Raw genomic sequence first — 16,943 nt, 5'->3', positions numbered from 1 at the left:
CTCTCCGGCGATCGTTTTCCATCGGTTCGGCGCGAACCGCCACGCAGGCGGCGCGCCTCCGGCCCCGCACCTCAGGCAGCCTGCGAACCGAAGCCCGCGTAGCGCCCGGGGAAATCATGTCCCGCGTCGGCCAGCCCCGGCGCGCCTCCAAACGCAGCGGCCGTTTGCCACGGCCGGGCGGAATCGTCTGTTAATCGATTTATATCCTTCATATAGCCGATGCCGTCCGACGCCAACTCTCGTTCCATTGCCTGAAGGTCGGGGTAATGGCGGAAGGCCGGCCACCAGATAGCGCGGCCGGCAAGATAGCCATTGGCGCCGGCCCGGTAGGCATAGCTGAGGACGCGGCGAAACTCCTCCATCCCGGCGCCGGCGCTCAGCATCACCCACGGCTTGTCGATGAGCCCGGCCATGCGCGCAAAGAGCTGCTCCGTCTCAGCCACCGCGGCATCGCTGCCTGCGGGATCCGGCAGAGCGCCGGCCGGCACCGGGCTTTCGAGCTTGTAGATGTCGACGCCATAGGCCGGGTCCGCAAAGTCCGTGAGGCTCTGCAGCACGAGATCGGGGCGCTTCTCACGATCCTCGATGTAATCCGTCGTGTGATTGCTGGCGCCCTTAAAGGGATAGACGAGGAGTTCCAGCAGGAAGGCGATGTCGTAGCGCGCGCAGGCCTCGCCCACCTGCCGCACCAGCGCCTGCTGGTGGGCGACGACCTCGCGCGCCGCGTCGGGGCGATACCAGAGCAGCAGCTTGACGCCGTCTGCACCCATGCGCTTGATCTTGCCGACGTCCCAGCCGGGATAGAGCCGCGTTCGGCGGCCGCGCTCGTCTTCCTCGAAGCGGAAATCCTCGAGCGTGATCAGCAGGCCGCGCCGGGCAGGGATGTGGTCGACGGCGCGGCTGTAGCCGTAGTCGGGATCGATCAGCACGGCCGAGCCCAGCGGCGTCAGCACGCGGGCGAGCAGCGCCTTGACGGCGCTGACCTCGTCGTAGCCCGGCTGGCGCGGCGCCAGCTTCTCACCGAGCACCTTCAGGATGGGCGGGCGCTGGTCGACGGCGACCATCTTGAAGCGCCCGCTGTCGTCGGCGAGCCTCTTCAACCCGCGCAACTTGCCTGCGGAAACAGTCATCATACCTCCTCGGACAAAGACATGAGGGCCTCAACTTCGGCCCGATCCGGAATGCCGGCACGGCCACCACGCCGGGTGCATTTGAGAGCGGAGGCGGCATTGGCGAAGCGCGCCGCGGCGCGCATGTCGCGCCCCTCCGCGATGGCGAGGGCGAAGGCGCCGTGGAAGACGTCGCCCGCGCCGAGGGTGTCGACCGTCTCGACGGTGAAGCCCGGCTCGCGGGCCAGGCTCTCCCCCTCCAGCCAGGCGAAGCCCTCGCCGCCAAGAGTGACGCCGACACGGCCGGGGCAGACCTGCGCCGCCGCCCGGAGCCCCTCGGCGACATCGTCCGTCCCGGCGAAGCGTGTGAGCGCCGGGCGGGAGAAGACGGCATAGTCCGAGCGCGCGACGAGCCGGTGGGCGACGTCGTCGGACGCCAAGTCCGCATCGAGCACGGCCGGCACGCCGGCCGCCCGAGCAGCATCAAGCACGACCTCGCTCGCGCGCGGCCAGCGCATGTCGGCGAGGACGGCATCCGCCGCCGCGACCTCCGCAAGAGGTAGCCATGCAGGATCGGCATCGAGCCCGGGGTCGGCGAAGGCGATGATCAGGCGCTCGCCCTCTTTGTCGACGAGCACGCCCGAGACGCCGGAGCGGGCGCCGGGGAGGAGGCGGATTGCGGGCCTGACGCCCCATTCGCCCAGTTCCTCGATGATGCGCCGGCCCACGGGATCATCGCCGACGCGCGCCCACAGCACGGCCTCGCCGCCGAGGCGCGCCACCGTCACCGCGCCGGTGGCGGCCGGTCCGCCGCCGATCTCGCTGTAGCCGGTGGCGAAGACCTTGATGGGCTCGTCCGGAATGGCGGACACGGAGAAGATCTTGTCCATCACCGCGATGCCCACCGCGATCACGCGTTTCGTCATGAGTTGTTCTCCGCGGGCTTTGCGGCGCGCGTGCCGCCGCGCAGGAGGCGCAGGCCGGTGAGGCCGAGCGGCACCGCCCAGATGAGGATGGCGGCCACGCCGAGCGCGGCGGCGACCGGGCGCTCGAAGAAGCCGGTGATGTCGCCGCCCGCAATCACCATCGAGGTCAGGAAGTTCTGCTCGAGCAGCGGCCCGAGCACGATGCCGAGGATGATGGGCGCCACGGGGAAGCCGGCGAGGTTGAGCAGGAAGGCGAGGATGCCGAAGCCGAGCATCAGGCCGATGTCGAAGACGGTGTTGTTGATGGCGAAGGAGCCGACGACGCAGAAGAGCAGGATGATCGCCATCAGCTGCGGGCGCGGCACGGTCAGGATGCGGCTCGCGAGCCGGATCGCCGCCCAGCCAAAGGGCAGGAGCAGCAGGTTGGCGATGAGGAAGATGATGAAGACGGCATAGAGCATCTCCGCCTGGGCCTCGAACAGCCGCGGGCCGGGGTTGAGCCCCTTCATGAAGAGGACGCCGAGGGCGATCGCCGTCACCGCATCGCCCGGGATGCCGAAGACGAGCGCCGGCACCCACGCGCCTGAGAGACCGCCGTTGTTGGCCGCACCTGCCTCGATGACGCCTTCGGGATGGCCGGTGCCGAACTTCTCGGGCGTCTTCGAAAAGCGCTTGGCGGTGGCGTAGGAGATCCAGGCGGCGATGTCGCCGCCGGCGCCCGGCAGGACCCCGATCAGCGTGCCCGTGACCGAGCCGCGCGCCACGTTGCGCCAGTAGTGACGGATGAGGCCGAGGATGCCGCGGAAGATGCCGGTAACCTTCTGCGTCGCGGCAAAGCGCTCACGCGCCGTGCCGCGGACGAGGCTGTTCAGGATCTCGGAGACGGCGAACATGCCGATCATGGCTGGAATGAAGCTGATGCCGCCCAGAAGCTCCGTGACGCCGAGCGTGAAGCGCGGCGTGCCACTGACGCCGTCCATGCCGACGCTGGCGATGAAGAGGCCGATGAGCAGGGAGACGAAGCCGCGCAAGGCGTCGTCCGAGCTCACGAAGGCGGCGCAGGACAGGCCGATGAGCGCGAGCCAGAAATATTCGAAGCTCGAGAACTGCAGGGCGATGCGCGCCAGCGCCGGCGCGGCGAGGATGAGGACGACGGTGCCGACGATGCCACCGATGACCGAGGAAACGAGGCTCGCGCCGAGCGCCTGCGCGCCGAGGCCGCGTTTCGTCATGGCGAAAGTCTCGTCCGTGTAGGCGGCCGAGGCTGGCGTGCCGGGAATGCGCAGCAGACAGCCCGGAATGTCACCGGCGGTGATAGCCATCGCCGTGCAGGCCACAATGGCGGCAACGGCCGATAGGGGATCCATGAAGAACGTGATCGGCACGAGCAGCGCCGTCGCCATGGTCGCCGTCAGGCCGGGGACGGCGCCGACGAACAGGCCGAACAGCGAGGCGAGCACCACCGTGAGAAGCACCTGCGGATCGAGCACCAGCCCAAGCGCCTGAATGACCGAATGCATGAGCGCTTACCCGAGAAGGGGTTGCAGCAGCCCGGCCGGCAGCGGCACCAGCAGCAGGCGGACGAACAGGAAATAGACGCCGAGGGTCAGGAGAAACCCGAGAACGACCGCCTGCACTGGCCGCACACCGAGCAGCAGCATGAAGCCGGCGAGATAGATGCCAAGGAGCGGCACGAAGCCGATGGCTTCGAAAGCCCGGATGATGACGACAAGCCCAGCGACCAGCCAGGCGAGCGCTCCCCAGTAGGGCCGCGTCGCAGTCGGTGCGGGCCGCCCCGCCCCCTCCGCCACCGCTTCCGGCGCGGTGAAGAGGCCGCGCAGGGCGATGATGAGCCCGGCGACGACGAGCCCGCCGCCGACGAGCGAGGGGAAGAAGCCAGGCCCGTAGGCCTGCCCGATCATCGGAGGAATGGACGCCGCCTCAACGACGACGCCCGCTCCGAAGGCCGCGAAGAGCAAGCCCGCGGCGACATCCACCTTGCGCATGGAAGGAGTCCCGGCCCTATTGCCTGGCGAGGCCGGCGGCCTTCATGGCCTCGCCGAAGCGTTCATCCATCCGCTTGAGGTAATTCGCGAAATCCGGTCCGCCAGCATATTCGATGCCGAACTTGCGGGCATCCATGAACTTAACGAACTCTGGGTCCTTCACGACCTTGGCCATGGCCTTCGAGAGCGTCTCGACGACCTCCTCCGGCATGCCCTTGGGGCCGGCGACGCCGCGCCAGGCGCCGAGGCTCCAGTCGACGCCGAGCGTTTCCTTGACGGTCGGCACGTCGGGGAAGGCGGGATCGCGCTCGGGACGCATCAGGGCGAGCGTCTTCACCTCGCCGGCATCGACCATGGTCTGCGCCTCGGGCATCGTCGTCGTGACGATATCGATGGCTTTCGAGGTGAGGAGTTGCAGCGAGGGCGCCGAGCCGTCCGTCGGCACCCACGGCGCGTCCTGGGCCTTGAGACCGATGGCGTTGAGCAGGCCGACGAAGGACAGATGCGCCGCCCCGCCCTGGTTGGCGCCCGACGCCTTGTGCTTGCCTGGGGCCGCCTTGATCGCCCCGACAAGGTCCTTGATCGTAGCCGGCCCGTCCTTGCGCACGTGCACGCCCTGCGGATCGGTATTGTAAAGGGCGATGAGGCTGTAGCTGTCGTAGCTCAGCGCCGAGGTGCCGAGCCAATGATACATCGACAACTCGGTCGTCACGACGCCGATGGTGTAGCCGTCCGCCTTGGCATTGGCGATCTCGGTGTGGCCGACGATGCCGCCGCCGCCGGTGCGGTTGACGACCGACACGGGCTTGCCGAGTTCCTTCTCGAGCAGGCTCGCGACGATGCGCGCCGTCGCGTCGGTGCCGCCGCCGGCGCTCCACGGCACGATCATGGTGACGGGCCGCTCCGGCCAGGCGGCGAGCGCCGGCCCGGCGACGGCGAGCGAGACCGCCGCGGCCATGGCGACCCGGCGCGTCAGGGATATGCGCGAGAACGATTTGCGCGAGAACATGGACGTTTCCTCCAACCCGATATGCTTTTGCTTTTTTGAACAGGAGGCGGCCTTCAGGCCGCCTTTGCCTTGACGGCAACGCCGAGGCCCGCCAGCGCCGCGCGGATCGCCTCGCGCTGGGCGGGCGAGGCCGGCGGCATCGGCGCGCGCGGTTCCATCGCGTTCACGCCCTGCAGGCTCTGGGCATATTTCGTGCAGGCCGGCAGGTTGTCCGAGACCATGGCGTTCCACAGCGCCAGCAGCTTGACGTGGAGATCGAGCGCGCGCGGGTGATCGCCGGCCTTCACCGCGTCCCACAGATCGACCGACGCCTTGGGCGCCGCGGCGAGGATCGCGGCGATCGAGCCGTGGGCGCCGAGCGTGTAGGAGGGATACATCAGCGCATCGACGGCGCTGAAGATCAGCTTGTCGGCAAGGTTCTCGGCCATCAGGTCGGCGAAGAGCTTGAGATCGCCGGCGCTCTGCTTGACGCCGACCACCATCGGCACCTCGCGCATGATGCGGGCGAGCAGCTTCGGCGACAGATAGGTCCAGGGCACCACGTTGTAGATGATGATCGGCAGGCCGGTCTCGTCGGCGAGCGCCCGGAAGTGGCGCACCATCGCCTCGTCGTCCGGCTTGAAGAGATAGTGCACCGGCGTGACCTGCAGGGCGGCGACGCCCATGTCGCGCACCAGCTTGCCGCGGCGGATCGCGTCGCGCGTGCTGTCGACGATGATGCCGGCGATCACCGGCACCCGCCCGGCGGTGGCGGCGACCGCCGCGCTGATGAGATCGCGGAACTCCTCCGGGTCGAGCGTATGGCCCTCGCCGGTCGAGCCGCCGGCTGCCAGGCCGTGCGCTCCGGCCGCGACAAGAAAGTCCACCTGCCCGGCAACGGCCTCCAGCGCCATCGTCCCATCGGTCCGAAACGGCGTCGTCATTGGCGGAATGACACCTGCGAGTTTCCTGTGCATTTCAGCTCCCTGGTCCGAATATCGGATTTTTATTCCGTATATCAGACTTTATCGAGCCTCCAAGTCGATCGTCAACACGGAATCGGACTCCGCGCTCGCCCATCTGGACGCACGGCTCAAAAGCGCTTGACGCTCGAAGAACTTCCTCGATATGTTCCGCATGACGGAATGAACGAGGCAAAGCGTGACGCGGACCCAGCGCAAGGATCTGGTCAACTCGCTTGGCAAGATGGCGAGCATCCTGCAGTGCTTCACCAAGCACGACCGGACATTGACGCTCGGCATGATCCAGGCGCGGACGGGCTATCCCAAGGCCACCGCCCACCGGCTGCTCGCGACGATGAAGGAGATCGGCTTCATCGAGCAGGACCGAGACCGGGAGCGCTACCGCCTCGGGCTCAAGCTGTTCGAACTCGGCAGCCTCTATCTCGCCAACCTCGACCTGCACCGCGAGGCGCAGCCGCATGTCGACCGCCTCGCCAAGCTGAGCGGCGAGGTGGTCCACCTCTGCATCTTCGACGGCCTGCACGCCGTCTTCGTCGACCGCAAGGAGATGGACAGCGGCCCAAGCTCGCTCGTCATGACCATTGAGGGCGCACCGGTCTATTGTACGGGTGTCGGCAAGGCCATCCTCGCCTTCCAGGACGAGGCGACGCTGGAGCGCGTCATCGCCGCCGGGCTCAAGGCCTTTACGGAAAACACCATCGTCGACCCGCAGCGGCTGCGCGAGGAGATGGCGGCGACGCGCAAGCGCGGCCACTCCATCGACTGGTCCGAGCACCAGCGCAACCTCAACTGCGTCGCCGCCCCGATCCGTAACGCCTCGGGCAGCGTCTTCGCATCGATCAGCGTCTCCGGCCCGGCCGAGCGCATCTCGCCGGCGCGTATCCCCGTGCTCGGCGAACTCGTCATCGAGACGGCCGACACGATCTCGCGGGCACTCGGCTGGACAGCGCCCGCGAAGCAGGCGGAAAGCCGGTCCCCCCCACGCGCCGCCGCGTCCTGAGGCCATCGTCACCTCGATCATTGCGGCCGCCCTGGCGGGCGCCGTCTTGTCAGGTTAAGCCGTTTGAATTATCAATATCAATATCGATAATAAGAAAGCAGGGAGGATTAGGACTTGCGCCCGCGCGAGGCAGCCTATTCGGCGGTCAAACGCCGCATCATCCTCAACGACCTGCAGCCTGGCATCGCCCTGACGGAACTCGGCCTCGCGCGCGAGCTTGGCTGCAGCCAGGGCACGGTGCGGGAGGCGCTGCTACGCCTGCAGGAGGACGGGCTCGTCATCCGCAGCGGCCATCGCGGCACCACCGTCACGCCTCTCGACCCGGAAGAGGCCGACGAGATCATCGCGCTCCGGCGCCGCATCGAGATGCGTGGAGCCGTGCGGGCTGCGGCGGCGGTAACGGATGGCGCGCTGCATGATTTGCAGGCCCTCCAGGACGAGATGGAGCGAGTGGCGAGCGCGGGCAACCAGTACCGGCTCATCGAGCTCGACACCGATTTCCACCTCGCCATCTTCCGCCTCGCGGGCCTGCAGGCGCTGGAGCAGATCCTCGTGCGCTGCATCCTGCATTCGCACCGGCAGAAGTTGTGGGAGCCGCGCCATCGCCGGCCGCTGCTCGAGACGGCGCGCCGGCACCAACCCATCTACGAGCGCCTCGCCGCGCGCGACGGCGCCGGCCTTGCCGAGGCGCTCGGCCACCACATCGACACCATCGTCGACGTTTCCTCGGAGCGTCAGTCAGCATGACCCTGCCCCTCGATCCAGATTTCCGGCCCATCTACGAGCGCATGCGCGCTGCGCCCGCCGTCGACTACCGCACCATGGCGATGGGTGAGGCCCGACAGACCTTCGAAGAGCTGGCGAAGCCCTGGAACGCCGGCGCGCCGGAGCTGGCGGCGGTGCGTGAGCTCACCGTCCCCACGGCTGCCGGCGGCATGCGGGCCCGTCTCTACGAACCGCAGGCGGACGCGCTGACGAACGGCCTCGTCGTCTTCGTGCACGGCGGAGGCTGGACCTTCGGCTCCATCGACACGCACGACGGCACCGTGCGCAACCTGGCCAAGGCCTCGGGCTGCGCCGTCCTCAGCATGGATTATCGCCTCGCTCCGGAACATCCCTTCCCGGCACCGCTCAACGATGTCCTCGCCACCCTCGCCTTCGCGGCCGATGGCGGCCTCGGCCAGCCCGTCGACATGGCGCGCATCGCGCTCGCCGGCGATTCGGCCGGGGCGAACCTCGCGCTCGCCGCGCTTCTCGCCCGGCGCGACAAGGGACAGGCGCTGCCCGCAACGGCCGCCCTGTTCTACGGCTGCTACGCGCCGATCTTCGACACGGCAAGCCACGAGCGCCTTGGCGACGGCAGCCTCTTTCTCGGAACCGCGATCATGCAGTGGTACTGGGGCAACTTCCTCGGCACCCTGCCGGCGGACACCACCGAGCTCGCCGTCCCGCTGCGCGCCGAACTCGACGGCCTGCCGCCGCTCTATCTCAATGCCGCGGGGCTCGATCCGTTGCTCGACGACACGCTGCTGCTGGCCGACAAACTCGCCCACACCGGCATTGCCTTCCGCCTCGACGTGACGCCCGGCGTCGTCCACGGCTTTCTGCGCATGACGCGCGAGCTGCCGGCGGCAAGGGCGGCCATCGCGGCCGGCGCGGCGCATATCAGGGAGGTTCTCGGCCGATAGGAGACGGCAATTTCCCCCTTGCAGCGAAAGGTGACCAGGGCGGTACCCCAGAAACAACACGCAAAGAACCGGAGGAGAGGACATGACCAAGGACAACATGACCCGCAAAAAGGGCATCGGGAGGCGCAGATTCCTGCAACTCGCCGGCGCGGGCGCGCTTGCCGCGCCCTTCGCGGGCAGCTTTCCCGCCCCGGCCGTCGCGCAGGGCGTGACGGTGCGCTGGTGGTACCATTTCGACAATCCGCAGCACTCGCCAGCCGAGCTCGTCGCGAAGTTCGAGAAGGAAAATCCCGGCATCAAGGTCGTCGCCGAAAGCATTCCGTGGGGCGGCGGCAACGACTACTACACGCGCCTTTTCGCCGCGCTCGTCGCGGGCAATGCGCCCGACTGCGCCATGGTGAAGCTCAACAACCAGGCCCGCCTCGTGGAGATGGGAGCGCTCGAGCCGCTCGACGACATGCTCAAGGGCTGGAACGCGCGTACCGACATCACCGAGGACATCTGGCAGCTCAACAGGGCCAGCGATGGCAAGCAATATTACCTGCCGCTACAATACGTAGTGCTCTATCTCTACTACCGACCGGATCTGTTCGAAAAGGCCGGCGTCGCTGCCCCGCACACCTTCGACGACTTCCTCAAGGCGGCGAAGGCACTGACCAGGGATGGCGTCTTCGGGTTCGGCATGCGCGGCGGAGCGGGTGGCCACGACCATTGGGGGCCATTCGTCCTCGGCGGCGGCGCCAATTTCCGCAAGGGCGGCATGGTCAGCGACAAGGCGCTCGCCGCCAACCGCTGGTTCGTCGATCTCGGTACCAAGGAGAAGGTCTTCCCGCCGTCAGCACCGACCGACGGCTTCCGCCAGATCATCGACGGCTTCAAGGCGGGCCGCACGGCCATGACCATCCACCACGTCGGCTCGTCCAACGAGATGGTTGAGGCGCTCGGCGACAAGGTCTCCGCTGTGCCGGTGCCGCGCGCGCCCGACGGCAACGGCTGGACCTCCTTTGGCGACGAATCGAACGCGGTCTTCGCGGCAAGCGCCAACAAGGAGGCCGCCTTCAAGTGGATCACCTTCCTGTCCACCGCCGAGAACAACGTCACCTTCAACGGCTTCACCGGCCAGCTCACCGTGACCACCTCGGGCATGGCGAACTGGAAGCTGCATCCCAAGCGCTTCGTCGAGGCCAGCGAGCAGTCGCTCGCCATGGCCGGTGTGCTGCCAGATAGCCCCAAGACAGCGGATTTCGTGCGCACCGTTTGGCCGACCAACATGCAGCGCGCGCTGCTCGGACAGATCAGCCCCGACGACATGATGCAGGCCATCGAGAAGCACTTCCACGGTTGATGGGTGGCGGGGGTCCCCCCTGGCCCCTGCCGACCCGGGTGGAGCGCGGCGCAATACCGCCTCCACCCACCTTTTCCGGAGTTTCGGCCCGTGACGAGCCTCGTGACGGCGGGAGCGCGCTCGCGCGCGCTTATGACGCCTTATGCCTTTCTGCTGCCCGCCCTCGTGGTCACGGCGGCGGTCATCCTCGTTCCCGTCCTGCAGACGGCGTGGATGAGCCTGCACGATTTCGTGCTCTTCCGCCCCAAGGACGTGCCCTTCATCGGCTTCGGCAATTTCCAACGCATGTGGAACGACGAGGTCTTCTGGATCTCGCTCGGCCACTCCTTCCTATGGATCGCGCTCGTCGTCGGCTTCCAGTTCCTGCTGGGGCTCGGCGCCGCGCTCCTCCTCAACGAGAGCTTCTGGTGGCGGGGCATCGCCCGCTCGCTGATCATCGTGCCCTGGGCCCTGCCGAGCGTCATCATCGGCCTGATGTGGACCTGGATGTACGACTTCAATGTCGGCGTCATCAACGACGGGCTCCTGCGGCTCGGCCTCATCTCCGAACCGGTCGCCTGGCTCGCCCATCCCGATACGGCCTTCTACGCCGTCATCCTCGCCCTCATCTGGCAGGGATTTCCCTTCTTCGCGGTCGTCGTGCTCGCCGGCCTGCAGACGATCCCCGCCGAGCTCTACGAGGCGGCCGAGATCGACGGGGCGAGCCGCTTCCAGAAGCTCGTCTACGTCACGCTGCCGTCGATCTCCGAGGTGATCGCGACCGCGCTGCTGCTGCGCACCATCTGGGTGGCGAACTCGCTCGACGTGATCCTCGTCATGACCGGCGGCGGGCCGGGCTACGCCACCCACACCTTGCCGCTCTACGCCTTCCTCAAAGCCTACAGCGGCATGGAATTCGGCTATGGCGCGGCGCTCGCGCTGGTGCTCACAGCGCTTCTGCTCGTCGTCGTCTTCATCTATGTGCGCCGCGTGGCGCGGGAGCTCAGCCGATGATCGAACGCCGCTCCCGTCTCGCCCGCGTCGTCCAGGTGGAGATCCCGGTCCTCGCCATCGTGCTCTTCGCGCTCGCGCCCTATGCCTGGATGGTGATCACCTCCTTCAAGCCCAACGAGGAGATCGCCCAATGGCCGGTTGCGTACTGGCCGAGCGAGGGCACGCTGCAGCATTATCGGGACCTCCTCGCCCGCACGACCTTCGCCGGCAACCTCCTCAACAGCTTCATCGTCGCCGTCGGCGCGGTCACGGTCGGGCTCCTCGTCAGCGTGCCGGCGGCCTATGCCTTCTCGCGCTTCCGCTTCCGCGGGCGGCGCTTCCTGATGGTGCAGTTCCTCGTCGTGAACATGTTCCCGATCGTGCTCATCATCATCCCGCTCTTCGTGCTGATGCGCGCCCTCGGGCTGCTCGACACCTTCCTCGGCGTCATCGCCGGGCATTCCACCTTCGCGATCCCATTCTCGATCTGGATGATGACGAGCTACATGAATGCGATCCCGCCCGAACTCGACGAGGCAGCGATCATGGACGGGGCCAGCCGTCTGCAAACCATCCGCCTCGTCATCCTGCCGATCGTCATGCCCGGCATCGTGACGACGGGCATCTACATCTTCGTCACTTCCTGGAACGAATACCTCTTCGCCATGATGCTGTCGGGCCAGAACGTGCGCACCGTCACGGTTGCCCTGCAGCTCTTCATCGGCGAGTTCACGGTGCAATGGGGCCTGCTCACGGCGGGCGGAACGCTCGTCGCCATCCCCGTCACCATCCTCTTCCTCCTCGTGCAACGGCGGCTCGTGGGCGGTCTCACGGCCGGTGCGGTGAAGTCATGACCAAGCAAATGAACCCGATCGGCGTCATCTCGATGTTCTATGCCCGGCCGTTCGGCCGCGAACATTTCGCAACCTTCACCCGAGCGAAGAAGGCCGGCTGCGACTTCGTCGAACTGCTGGTGCCCGAGCCCGGCGAGCTCAATCTCGCCGAGACCAGGACCGCGCTCGCCGACAGCGGCCTCGGCGTGGTGCTGGCCGCCCGCGTCAGCCTTGCCCGCGACATTTCGAGTGCTGACGAGGGCGCCCGACAGGCGGGCATCCGTTATCTCGGCACCTGCGTCGAGACCGCGACGGCGCTCGGCGCAACCATCGTCGGCGGGCCGCTTTACGGGGCGCCGATGGTCTTCGCCGGGCGCCCGCCGGCACCGGTCGCTGAGGAGGAGCGCAAGCGGCGCATCGATCGCGTCGTCAGCGGCCTGAGGGAGGCGAGCCTGCGCGCCGAGAATGCCGGCGTGACCTTCGGGCTCGAGCCGCTCAACCGCTTCGAGACCGACATCGCCAACACCACGCGCCACGGCCTCGCCATCGCGGAGGCGGTCTCCTCGCCGGCGCTCGGCGTGATGCTCGACACCTTCCACATGAACATGGAGGATCCCTCCATCCCCGACGCCATCCGACTGGCGGGCAAGCGGCTCGTACATTTCCAGGCCAACGAGAACAACCGCGGCTTCGTCGGTTCCGGCCATATCGACTGGCCGGCGGTGGCGCGTGCCCTCGTCGACGTCGGCTACGCTGGGCCGATCACCCTCGAGCCCTTCCGCCGCGACGACGAGCGGCCGGGGGTGCCGCTCGCCCAATGGCGTGCACCGCAGCGCAACGAAGACGGAGAACTCGCCCACAGTGTGGCCTATCTCAAGGCCGCGCTCGCCTTCGCCGGGAGGGCATGAGCCATGACCATTCGCATCGGCTGGATCGGCTGCGGCACGCATGCCAACGAGATGCTGCTGCCGCAGCTCATCCGCCACGATGTCACCATCGCCGCGCTCTGCGACACCGACGAAGCGCGGCTCGCCCAGACCGCGAGACGCTACGGCATCCCGGTGCAGAACACGATGCGCGATTGGCAGGCGCTGCTGGCGCGCCAGGACATCGATGCCATCGGCATTGCTGCAGGCCCTGCCGTACATTTCGCTGTCGGCATGGCGGCGATGGCACGCAAGCTGCCCGTCTTCGTCGAGAAGCCGCCGGCAGCGACGGCGCGCGAGGCCGAGGAACTTGCCAAGGCTTCGCAGGCCGCGGGCGTACCCGTCGTGCTCGGCTTCATGAAACGCTATTCAACGGCAAACCGGATCGCCGCCAATGTCGTCGCCAAGCCGGAATTCGGCACGCCGGCAAGTTTCCTCGGCGAGTACATGACGGCGCCGACATACTTTGAAAAGGACCCGGACTACACCGGCTTCTACCTGCATCATTGCGTGCACTATCTCGACCTCGTTCCGTGGCTGATGGGCGAGGTCGCCCAAGTCGGCGCGCGCCGGCACGAACTCGCCCCCGGAAAGCTGCTGCTGCACGTCGATTTCCGCTTCGCGAGCGGCGGCCTCGGCACGCTCGTCATGGGCACGCACCAGTCGCGCGGCACGCCGATGGAATGGTGGCAGGTGATGGCCGACCACCAGCGCGTGGAGGTGCGCAACGTGCACGAGGTCCGCTACTACCGCGCCCCGCCCTTCAAGGTGAGCCGCACGGACGCGAGCCTCATCGACGGCGAGGATACGCTCGTCTGGGAGCCGAACCTGACGGTCGCCGCCAACGAGGACCACAAGGGCTACTACGCCCTGATCGGTGACTTCCTCGCGGTGGTACGAGGTGAGCAGCGCGACGTGCCCGACGCCGCCGCCGGGGCGCGGGCGATGCGGCTTCTGGAGGCCATCGTCACGCAGGCGTAGCGACGCAACGGCCCGAGCGCCCGGCGCTGGCGATGCCATGGCGGGCGGCGTCTTGGCGCCCCCTCCCTCATGTAATGGGGAGGGGGCAGCGGCGCTCCAGCCCTGCGACCCGCCGAAACGTTTTCAGCGCTTGAGGCCGCTCACGTCGCGCACGGCGCCGCGGGCGGCGCTGGTCGTCAGGGCCGCGTAGGCCTTCAGGGCGGCCGAGACGGCGCGCTTGCGCGGGGCGGCCGGCTGCCAAGCGGCGTCGCCCTTCGCCTCCATGGCGGCGCGGCGGCGGGCGATCTCCTCCTCCCCCACGGCGAGATGGATGCGCCGGTTCGGGATGTCGATCTCGATGATGTCCCCCTCCTCGACGAGGCCGATGGTGCCGCCCTCGGCCGCTTCCGGCGAGACGTGGCCGATGGACAGGCCCGAGGAGCCGCCGGAGAAGCGCCCGTCGGTGACGAGAGCGCAGAGCTTGCCGAGCCCTTTCGACTTCAGGTAGCTCGTCGGATAGAGCATTTCCTGCATACCCGGGCCGCCGCGCGGCCCCTCGTAACGGATGAGGACGATCTCGCCGGCCTTGACCTTGTTGCCGAGGATGCCCTCGACCGCCGCATCCTGGCTCTCGAAGATGCGGGCGGGGCCGGAGAATTTCAGGATCGATTCATCGACGCCGGCCGTCTTCACGATGCAGCCGTCCTCGGCGAGGTTGCCGTAGAGCACGGCGAGGCCGCCGTCCTTCGAATAGGCATGCTCCGCGGCGCGGATGACACCCTTTTCACGGTCGAGGTCGAGGTCGTCCCAGCGCCGGTCCTGGCTGAAAGCGACCTGCGTCGGCACGCCGCCGGGCGCGGCCCTGTAGAACGTGCGCACGCTCTCGCTGTCGGTGCGTGCGATGTCCCAGCGCTCCAGCGCCACAGCCATCGTCGTGCTGTGCACGGTCGGCAAGCTGGTATCGATGAGGCCGACGCGATCGAGCTCGCCCAGGATCGCCATGATGCCACCGGCGCGGTGCACATCCTCCATGTGCACGTGGCCGACCGCCGGCGCCACCTTGCACAGGACGGGCACGCGGCGCGACAGGCGGTCGATGTCGCTCATCGTGAACGGCACCTCGCCCTCATTCGCCGCGGCGAGGAGATGGAGAACCGTGTTTGTTGAGCCGCCCATGGCGATGTCGAGCGTCATCGCATTCTCGAAGGCCTTGAAGCTCGCGATGGCACGCGGCAGCACCGAGGCGTCGTCCTGCTCGTAATAACGGCGGGCGAGATCGACGATGAGGTGGCCGGCCTCGACGAAGAGGCGCTTGCGGTCGGCGTGGGTGGCGAGAGTGGAGCCATTGCCGGGCAAAGCGAGGCCCAACGCTTCGGTGAGGCAGTTCATCGAATTGGCCGTGAACATGCCCGAGCACGAGCCGCAGGTCGGGCAGGCGGAACGCTCGATGACCTTCACATCTTCGTCCGAGACGGTGTCGTCGGCGGCCGCGACCATGGCGTCGACGAGATCGAGCGCCTTTTCCTTGCCGTTCAGGACGACCTTGCCAGCCTCCATCGGTCCGCCGGAGACAAAGACGGCCGGGATGTTGAGGCGCATGGCCGCCATCAGCATACCGGGCGTGATCTTGTCGCAGTTGGAGATGCAGACCATGGCGTCGGCGCAATGCGCATTGACCATGTATTCGACGCTGTCGGCGATGATCTCGCGCGAGGGCAGGCTGTAGAGCATGCCGTCGTGGCCCATGGCGATGCCGTCGTCGACCGCGATGGTGTTGAATTCCTTGGCGACGCCGCCCGCCGCCTCGATCTCGCGCGCCACGAGCTGGCCGAGGTCCTTCAGGTGCACATGGCCAGGCACGAACTGGGTGAAGGAATTGACGACGGCGATGATCGGCTTGCCGAAGTCGCCATCCTTCATGCCGGTGGCGCGCCAGAGGCCGCGGGCACCGGCCATGTTGCGGCCGTGGGTGGAGGTTCGCGAGCGATAGCTGGGCATAGGGTCTTCCATATCCTGGCGCCCTGCGGCGCCGTCCTTGAGCGTGAGCGAGCTTTTTCTTATGGCTGTTCCAATGAGGCAAGGGACAATGCCAGCGAACGGCAGGAAAAGCCATGCGTGCGAGCGCATGGCTGGCGACTGCGGCGCACAAGGCCGTGCGGGAGCCGCCCTTGGCTGAAATCATCGACATCGATGATCCGGGTGACGCCCGCATCGCCGCCTATCGCGACGTGCGCGAGCGCGATCTCGTCGGCCGGCAGGGCCACTTCGTCGCCGAGGGCGAGGTGGTGCTGCGCGTGCTCTTGACGCGCGCCGTCCACCGGACGTGCTCGTTGCTGGTGACAGCCAAGCGCTTCGACAATCTCGGCCACCTGTTGGCGCTGGTGCCGGCGGCGGTGCCCGTCTACCGCGCCTCATCGGCGGTGATGGATGCCATCGTCGGCTTCCATATTCATCGCGGCATCCTGGCGCTCGGCGAGCGGGCGCCGATGCCGGGAGCGGCCGAGCTCCTCGACCAACTGCCTGAGGAGGCGCTCGTCGTCGTCGGGCTTGGCATCGCCAACCATGACAATGTCGGCGGCATCTTCCGCAATGCAGCCGCCTTCGGCGCTGCGGGCGTGCTGCTCGACGGGGCGAGCTGCGATCCGCTCTACCGCAAGGCGATCCGCGTCTCCGTCGGCGCGAGCCTTATCGTGCCCTCGGCTCGCATCGGCGCGAGCGAGGACGTCGTGGCCCTCTTGGAGCGGCACGGCTTCGTTCCCTTCGCGCTGAGCCCGTCGGGCGCAACGCCACTTGCGCAGCTCGCGCGTCCGGCCCGGGCCGCCATCCTGCTCGGCACGGAAGGTCCGGGCCTGCCGGCCGGCGTCATGGCGCGCGCCCGCACGGTGACCATCCCCATGGCACAGGGCTTCGATTCCCTCAACGTGGCGACGACGAGCGGAATCGCGCTTTACCATCTCTCACAGGCGGCAACACGCATTCGCCGCGCGGGCGATTGACCCCCTGCCCTCGGCAGTGCCGTAAAATCGATCGGGAGCGGGCTCGTTCAGCTTGCCCCTTCGAGAGCGCAGATCGTCACGAAGACGATCATGGAACCGAGCACACCAAGAAGCTGGATCGTCAACTCCATGTTCTCTCTCCCTGTGACCCTGAATGTCACGCCGCCGCCGGCGCGGAGAACGTGCGCCGGCGGCCGACCCGAAAACGCCT

The 16,943-nt window shown here is 67.7% G+C and carries 16 protein-coding genes; 9 read left to right on the top strand and 7 right to left on the bottom strand.

What is annotated here, in order from left to right; genetic code table 11:
* Window positions 1-71: 71 nt before the first annotated feature.
* The 6 genes from P2T65_RS18765 to P2T65_RS18740 are packed head-to-tail and all read right to left on the bottom strand — an operon-like array spanning window position 72 to window position 6,006.
* Complete coding sequence (locus P2T65_RS18765; RefSeq protein ID WP_055460317.1) at window positions 72-1,130, bottom strand: tagatose 1,6-diphosphate aldolase; 1,059 nt, start codon at window positions 1,128-1,130, stop codon at window positions 72-74.
* Entirely contained in the window at window positions 1,130-2,035 is a 906-nt protein-coding gene (locus P2T65_RS18760) for a PfkB family carbohydrate kinase (protein WP_063187387.1), read from the bottom strand. Before P2T65_RS18760 ends, P2T65_RS18765 begins: the two co-directional genes overlap by 1 nt.
* A complete protein-coding gene (locus P2T65_RS18755) occupies window positions 2,032-3,555 on the bottom strand; it encodes a tripartite tricarboxylate transporter permease (protein WP_276200474.1) in 1,524 nt (507 codons plus the stop codon). The genes P2T65_RS18760 and P2T65_RS18755 overlap by 4 nt, the downstream gene beginning before the upstream one ends.
* Before the next feature lie 6 nt (window positions 3,556-3,561).
* Window positions 3,562-4,041 (bottom strand): tripartite tricarboxylate transporter TctB family protein, encoded by a 480-nt coding sequence (locus P2T65_RS18750; protein ID WP_276200473.1) that lies wholly within the window; start codon window positions 4,039-4,041, stop codon window positions 3,562-3,564.
* 16 nt (window positions 4,042-4,057) lie between these two features.
* Window positions 4,058-5,050 (bottom strand): tripartite tricarboxylate transporter substrate binding protein, encoded by a 993-nt coding sequence (locus tag P2T65_RS18745; RefSeq protein WP_276200471.1) that lies wholly within the window; start codon window positions 5,048-5,050, stop codon window positions 4,058-4,060.
* A gap of 53 nt (window positions 5,051-5,103) precedes the next feature.
* On the bottom strand, window positions 5,104-6,006 hold the full coding sequence (locus P2T65_RS18740; RefSeq protein ID WP_055460312.1) for a dihydrodipicolinate synthase family protein: 903 nt from the start codon (window positions 6,004-6,006) through the stop codon (window positions 5,104-5,106).
* Window positions 6,007-6,190: 184 nt separating this feature from the next.
* Between P2T65_RS18740 and P2T65_RS18735 the strand changes: the two genes are divergently transcribed.
* The 8 genes from P2T65_RS18735 (at window position 6,191) to P2T65_RS18700 (ending at window position 13,757) form a co-directional block, all read left to right on the top strand.
* Entirely contained in the window at window positions 6,191-7,012 is an 822-nt protein-coding gene (locus P2T65_RS18735; RefSeq protein ID WP_063187381.1) for an IclR family transcriptional regulator, read from the top strand.
* Window positions 7,013-7,126: 114 nt separating this feature from the next.
* Entirely contained in the window at window positions 7,127-7,759 is a 633-nt protein-coding gene (locus tag P2T65_RS18730) for a GntR family transcriptional regulator (protein ID WP_055460310.1), read from the top strand.
* Window positions 7,756-8,700 (top strand): alpha/beta hydrolase, encoded by a 945-nt coding sequence (locus P2T65_RS18725; protein ID WP_055460309.1) that lies wholly within the window; start codon window positions 7,756-7,758, stop codon window positions 8,698-8,700. The genes P2T65_RS18730 and P2T65_RS18725 overlap by 4 nt, the downstream gene beginning before the upstream one ends.
* 82 nt (window positions 8,701-8,782) lie before the next feature.
* Window positions 8,783-10,045: a sugar ABC transporter substrate-binding protein gene (locus P2T65_RS18720; protein WP_055460308.1), complete on the top strand. Its 1,263-nt coding sequence runs from the start codon at window positions 8,783-8,785 to the stop codon at window positions 10,043-10,045.
* Between the two features lie 90 nt (window positions 10,046-10,135).
* Window positions 10,136-11,038 (top strand): sugar ABC transporter permease, encoded by a 903-nt coding sequence (locus tag P2T65_RS18715; RefSeq protein WP_055460307.1) that lies wholly within the window; start codon window positions 10,136-10,138, stop codon window positions 11,036-11,038.
* Window positions 11,035-11,871, top strand: coding sequence for a carbohydrate ABC transporter permease (locus P2T65_RS18710; protein WP_055460306.1), 837 nt, complete (start codon window positions 11,035-11,037; stop codon window positions 11,869-11,871). Before P2T65_RS18715 ends, P2T65_RS18710 begins: the two co-directional genes overlap by 4 nt.
* Entirely contained in the window at window positions 11,868-12,758 is an 891-nt protein-coding gene (locus P2T65_RS18705) for a sugar phosphate isomerase/epimerase family protein (protein WP_082464871.1), read from the top strand. The genes P2T65_RS18710 and P2T65_RS18705 overlap by 4 nt, the downstream gene beginning before the upstream one ends.
* Before the next feature lie 3 nt (window positions 12,759-12,761).
* Entirely contained in the window at window positions 12,762-13,757 is a 996-nt protein-coding gene (locus P2T65_RS18700) for a Gfo/Idh/MocA family oxidoreductase (RefSeq protein WP_276200470.1), read from the top strand.
* Window positions 13,758-13,880: 123 nt separating this feature from the next.
* Here the strand turns inward: P2T65_RS18700 and ilvD are convergent, their stop codons facing one another.
* A complete protein-coding gene (gene ilvD, locus P2T65_RS18695) occupies window positions 13,881-15,734 on the bottom strand; it encodes a dihydroxy-acid dehydratase (protein WP_276200469.1) in 1,854 nt (617 codons plus the stop codon).
* A gap of 113 nt (window positions 15,735-15,847) precedes the next feature.
* Between ilvD and P2T65_RS18690 the strand changes: the two genes are divergently transcribed.
* On the top strand, window positions 15,848-16,732 hold the full coding sequence (locus P2T65_RS18690) for an RNA methyltransferase (RefSeq protein WP_082464870.1): 885 nt from the start codon (window positions 15,848-15,850) through the stop codon (window positions 16,730-16,732).
* Window positions 16,733-16,943 lie beyond the last annotated feature (211 nt).

Origin of the sequence: Chelatococcus sp. XZ-Ab1 (genome assembly GCF_029309855.1) — a bacterium.
Taxonomy (GTDB): domain Bacteria; phylum Pseudomonadota; class Alphaproteobacteria; order Rhizobiales; family Beijerinckiaceae; genus Chelatococcus_A; species Chelatococcus_A sambhunathii.
This window is presented reverse-complemented; position numbering and strand designations above follow the sequence as displayed.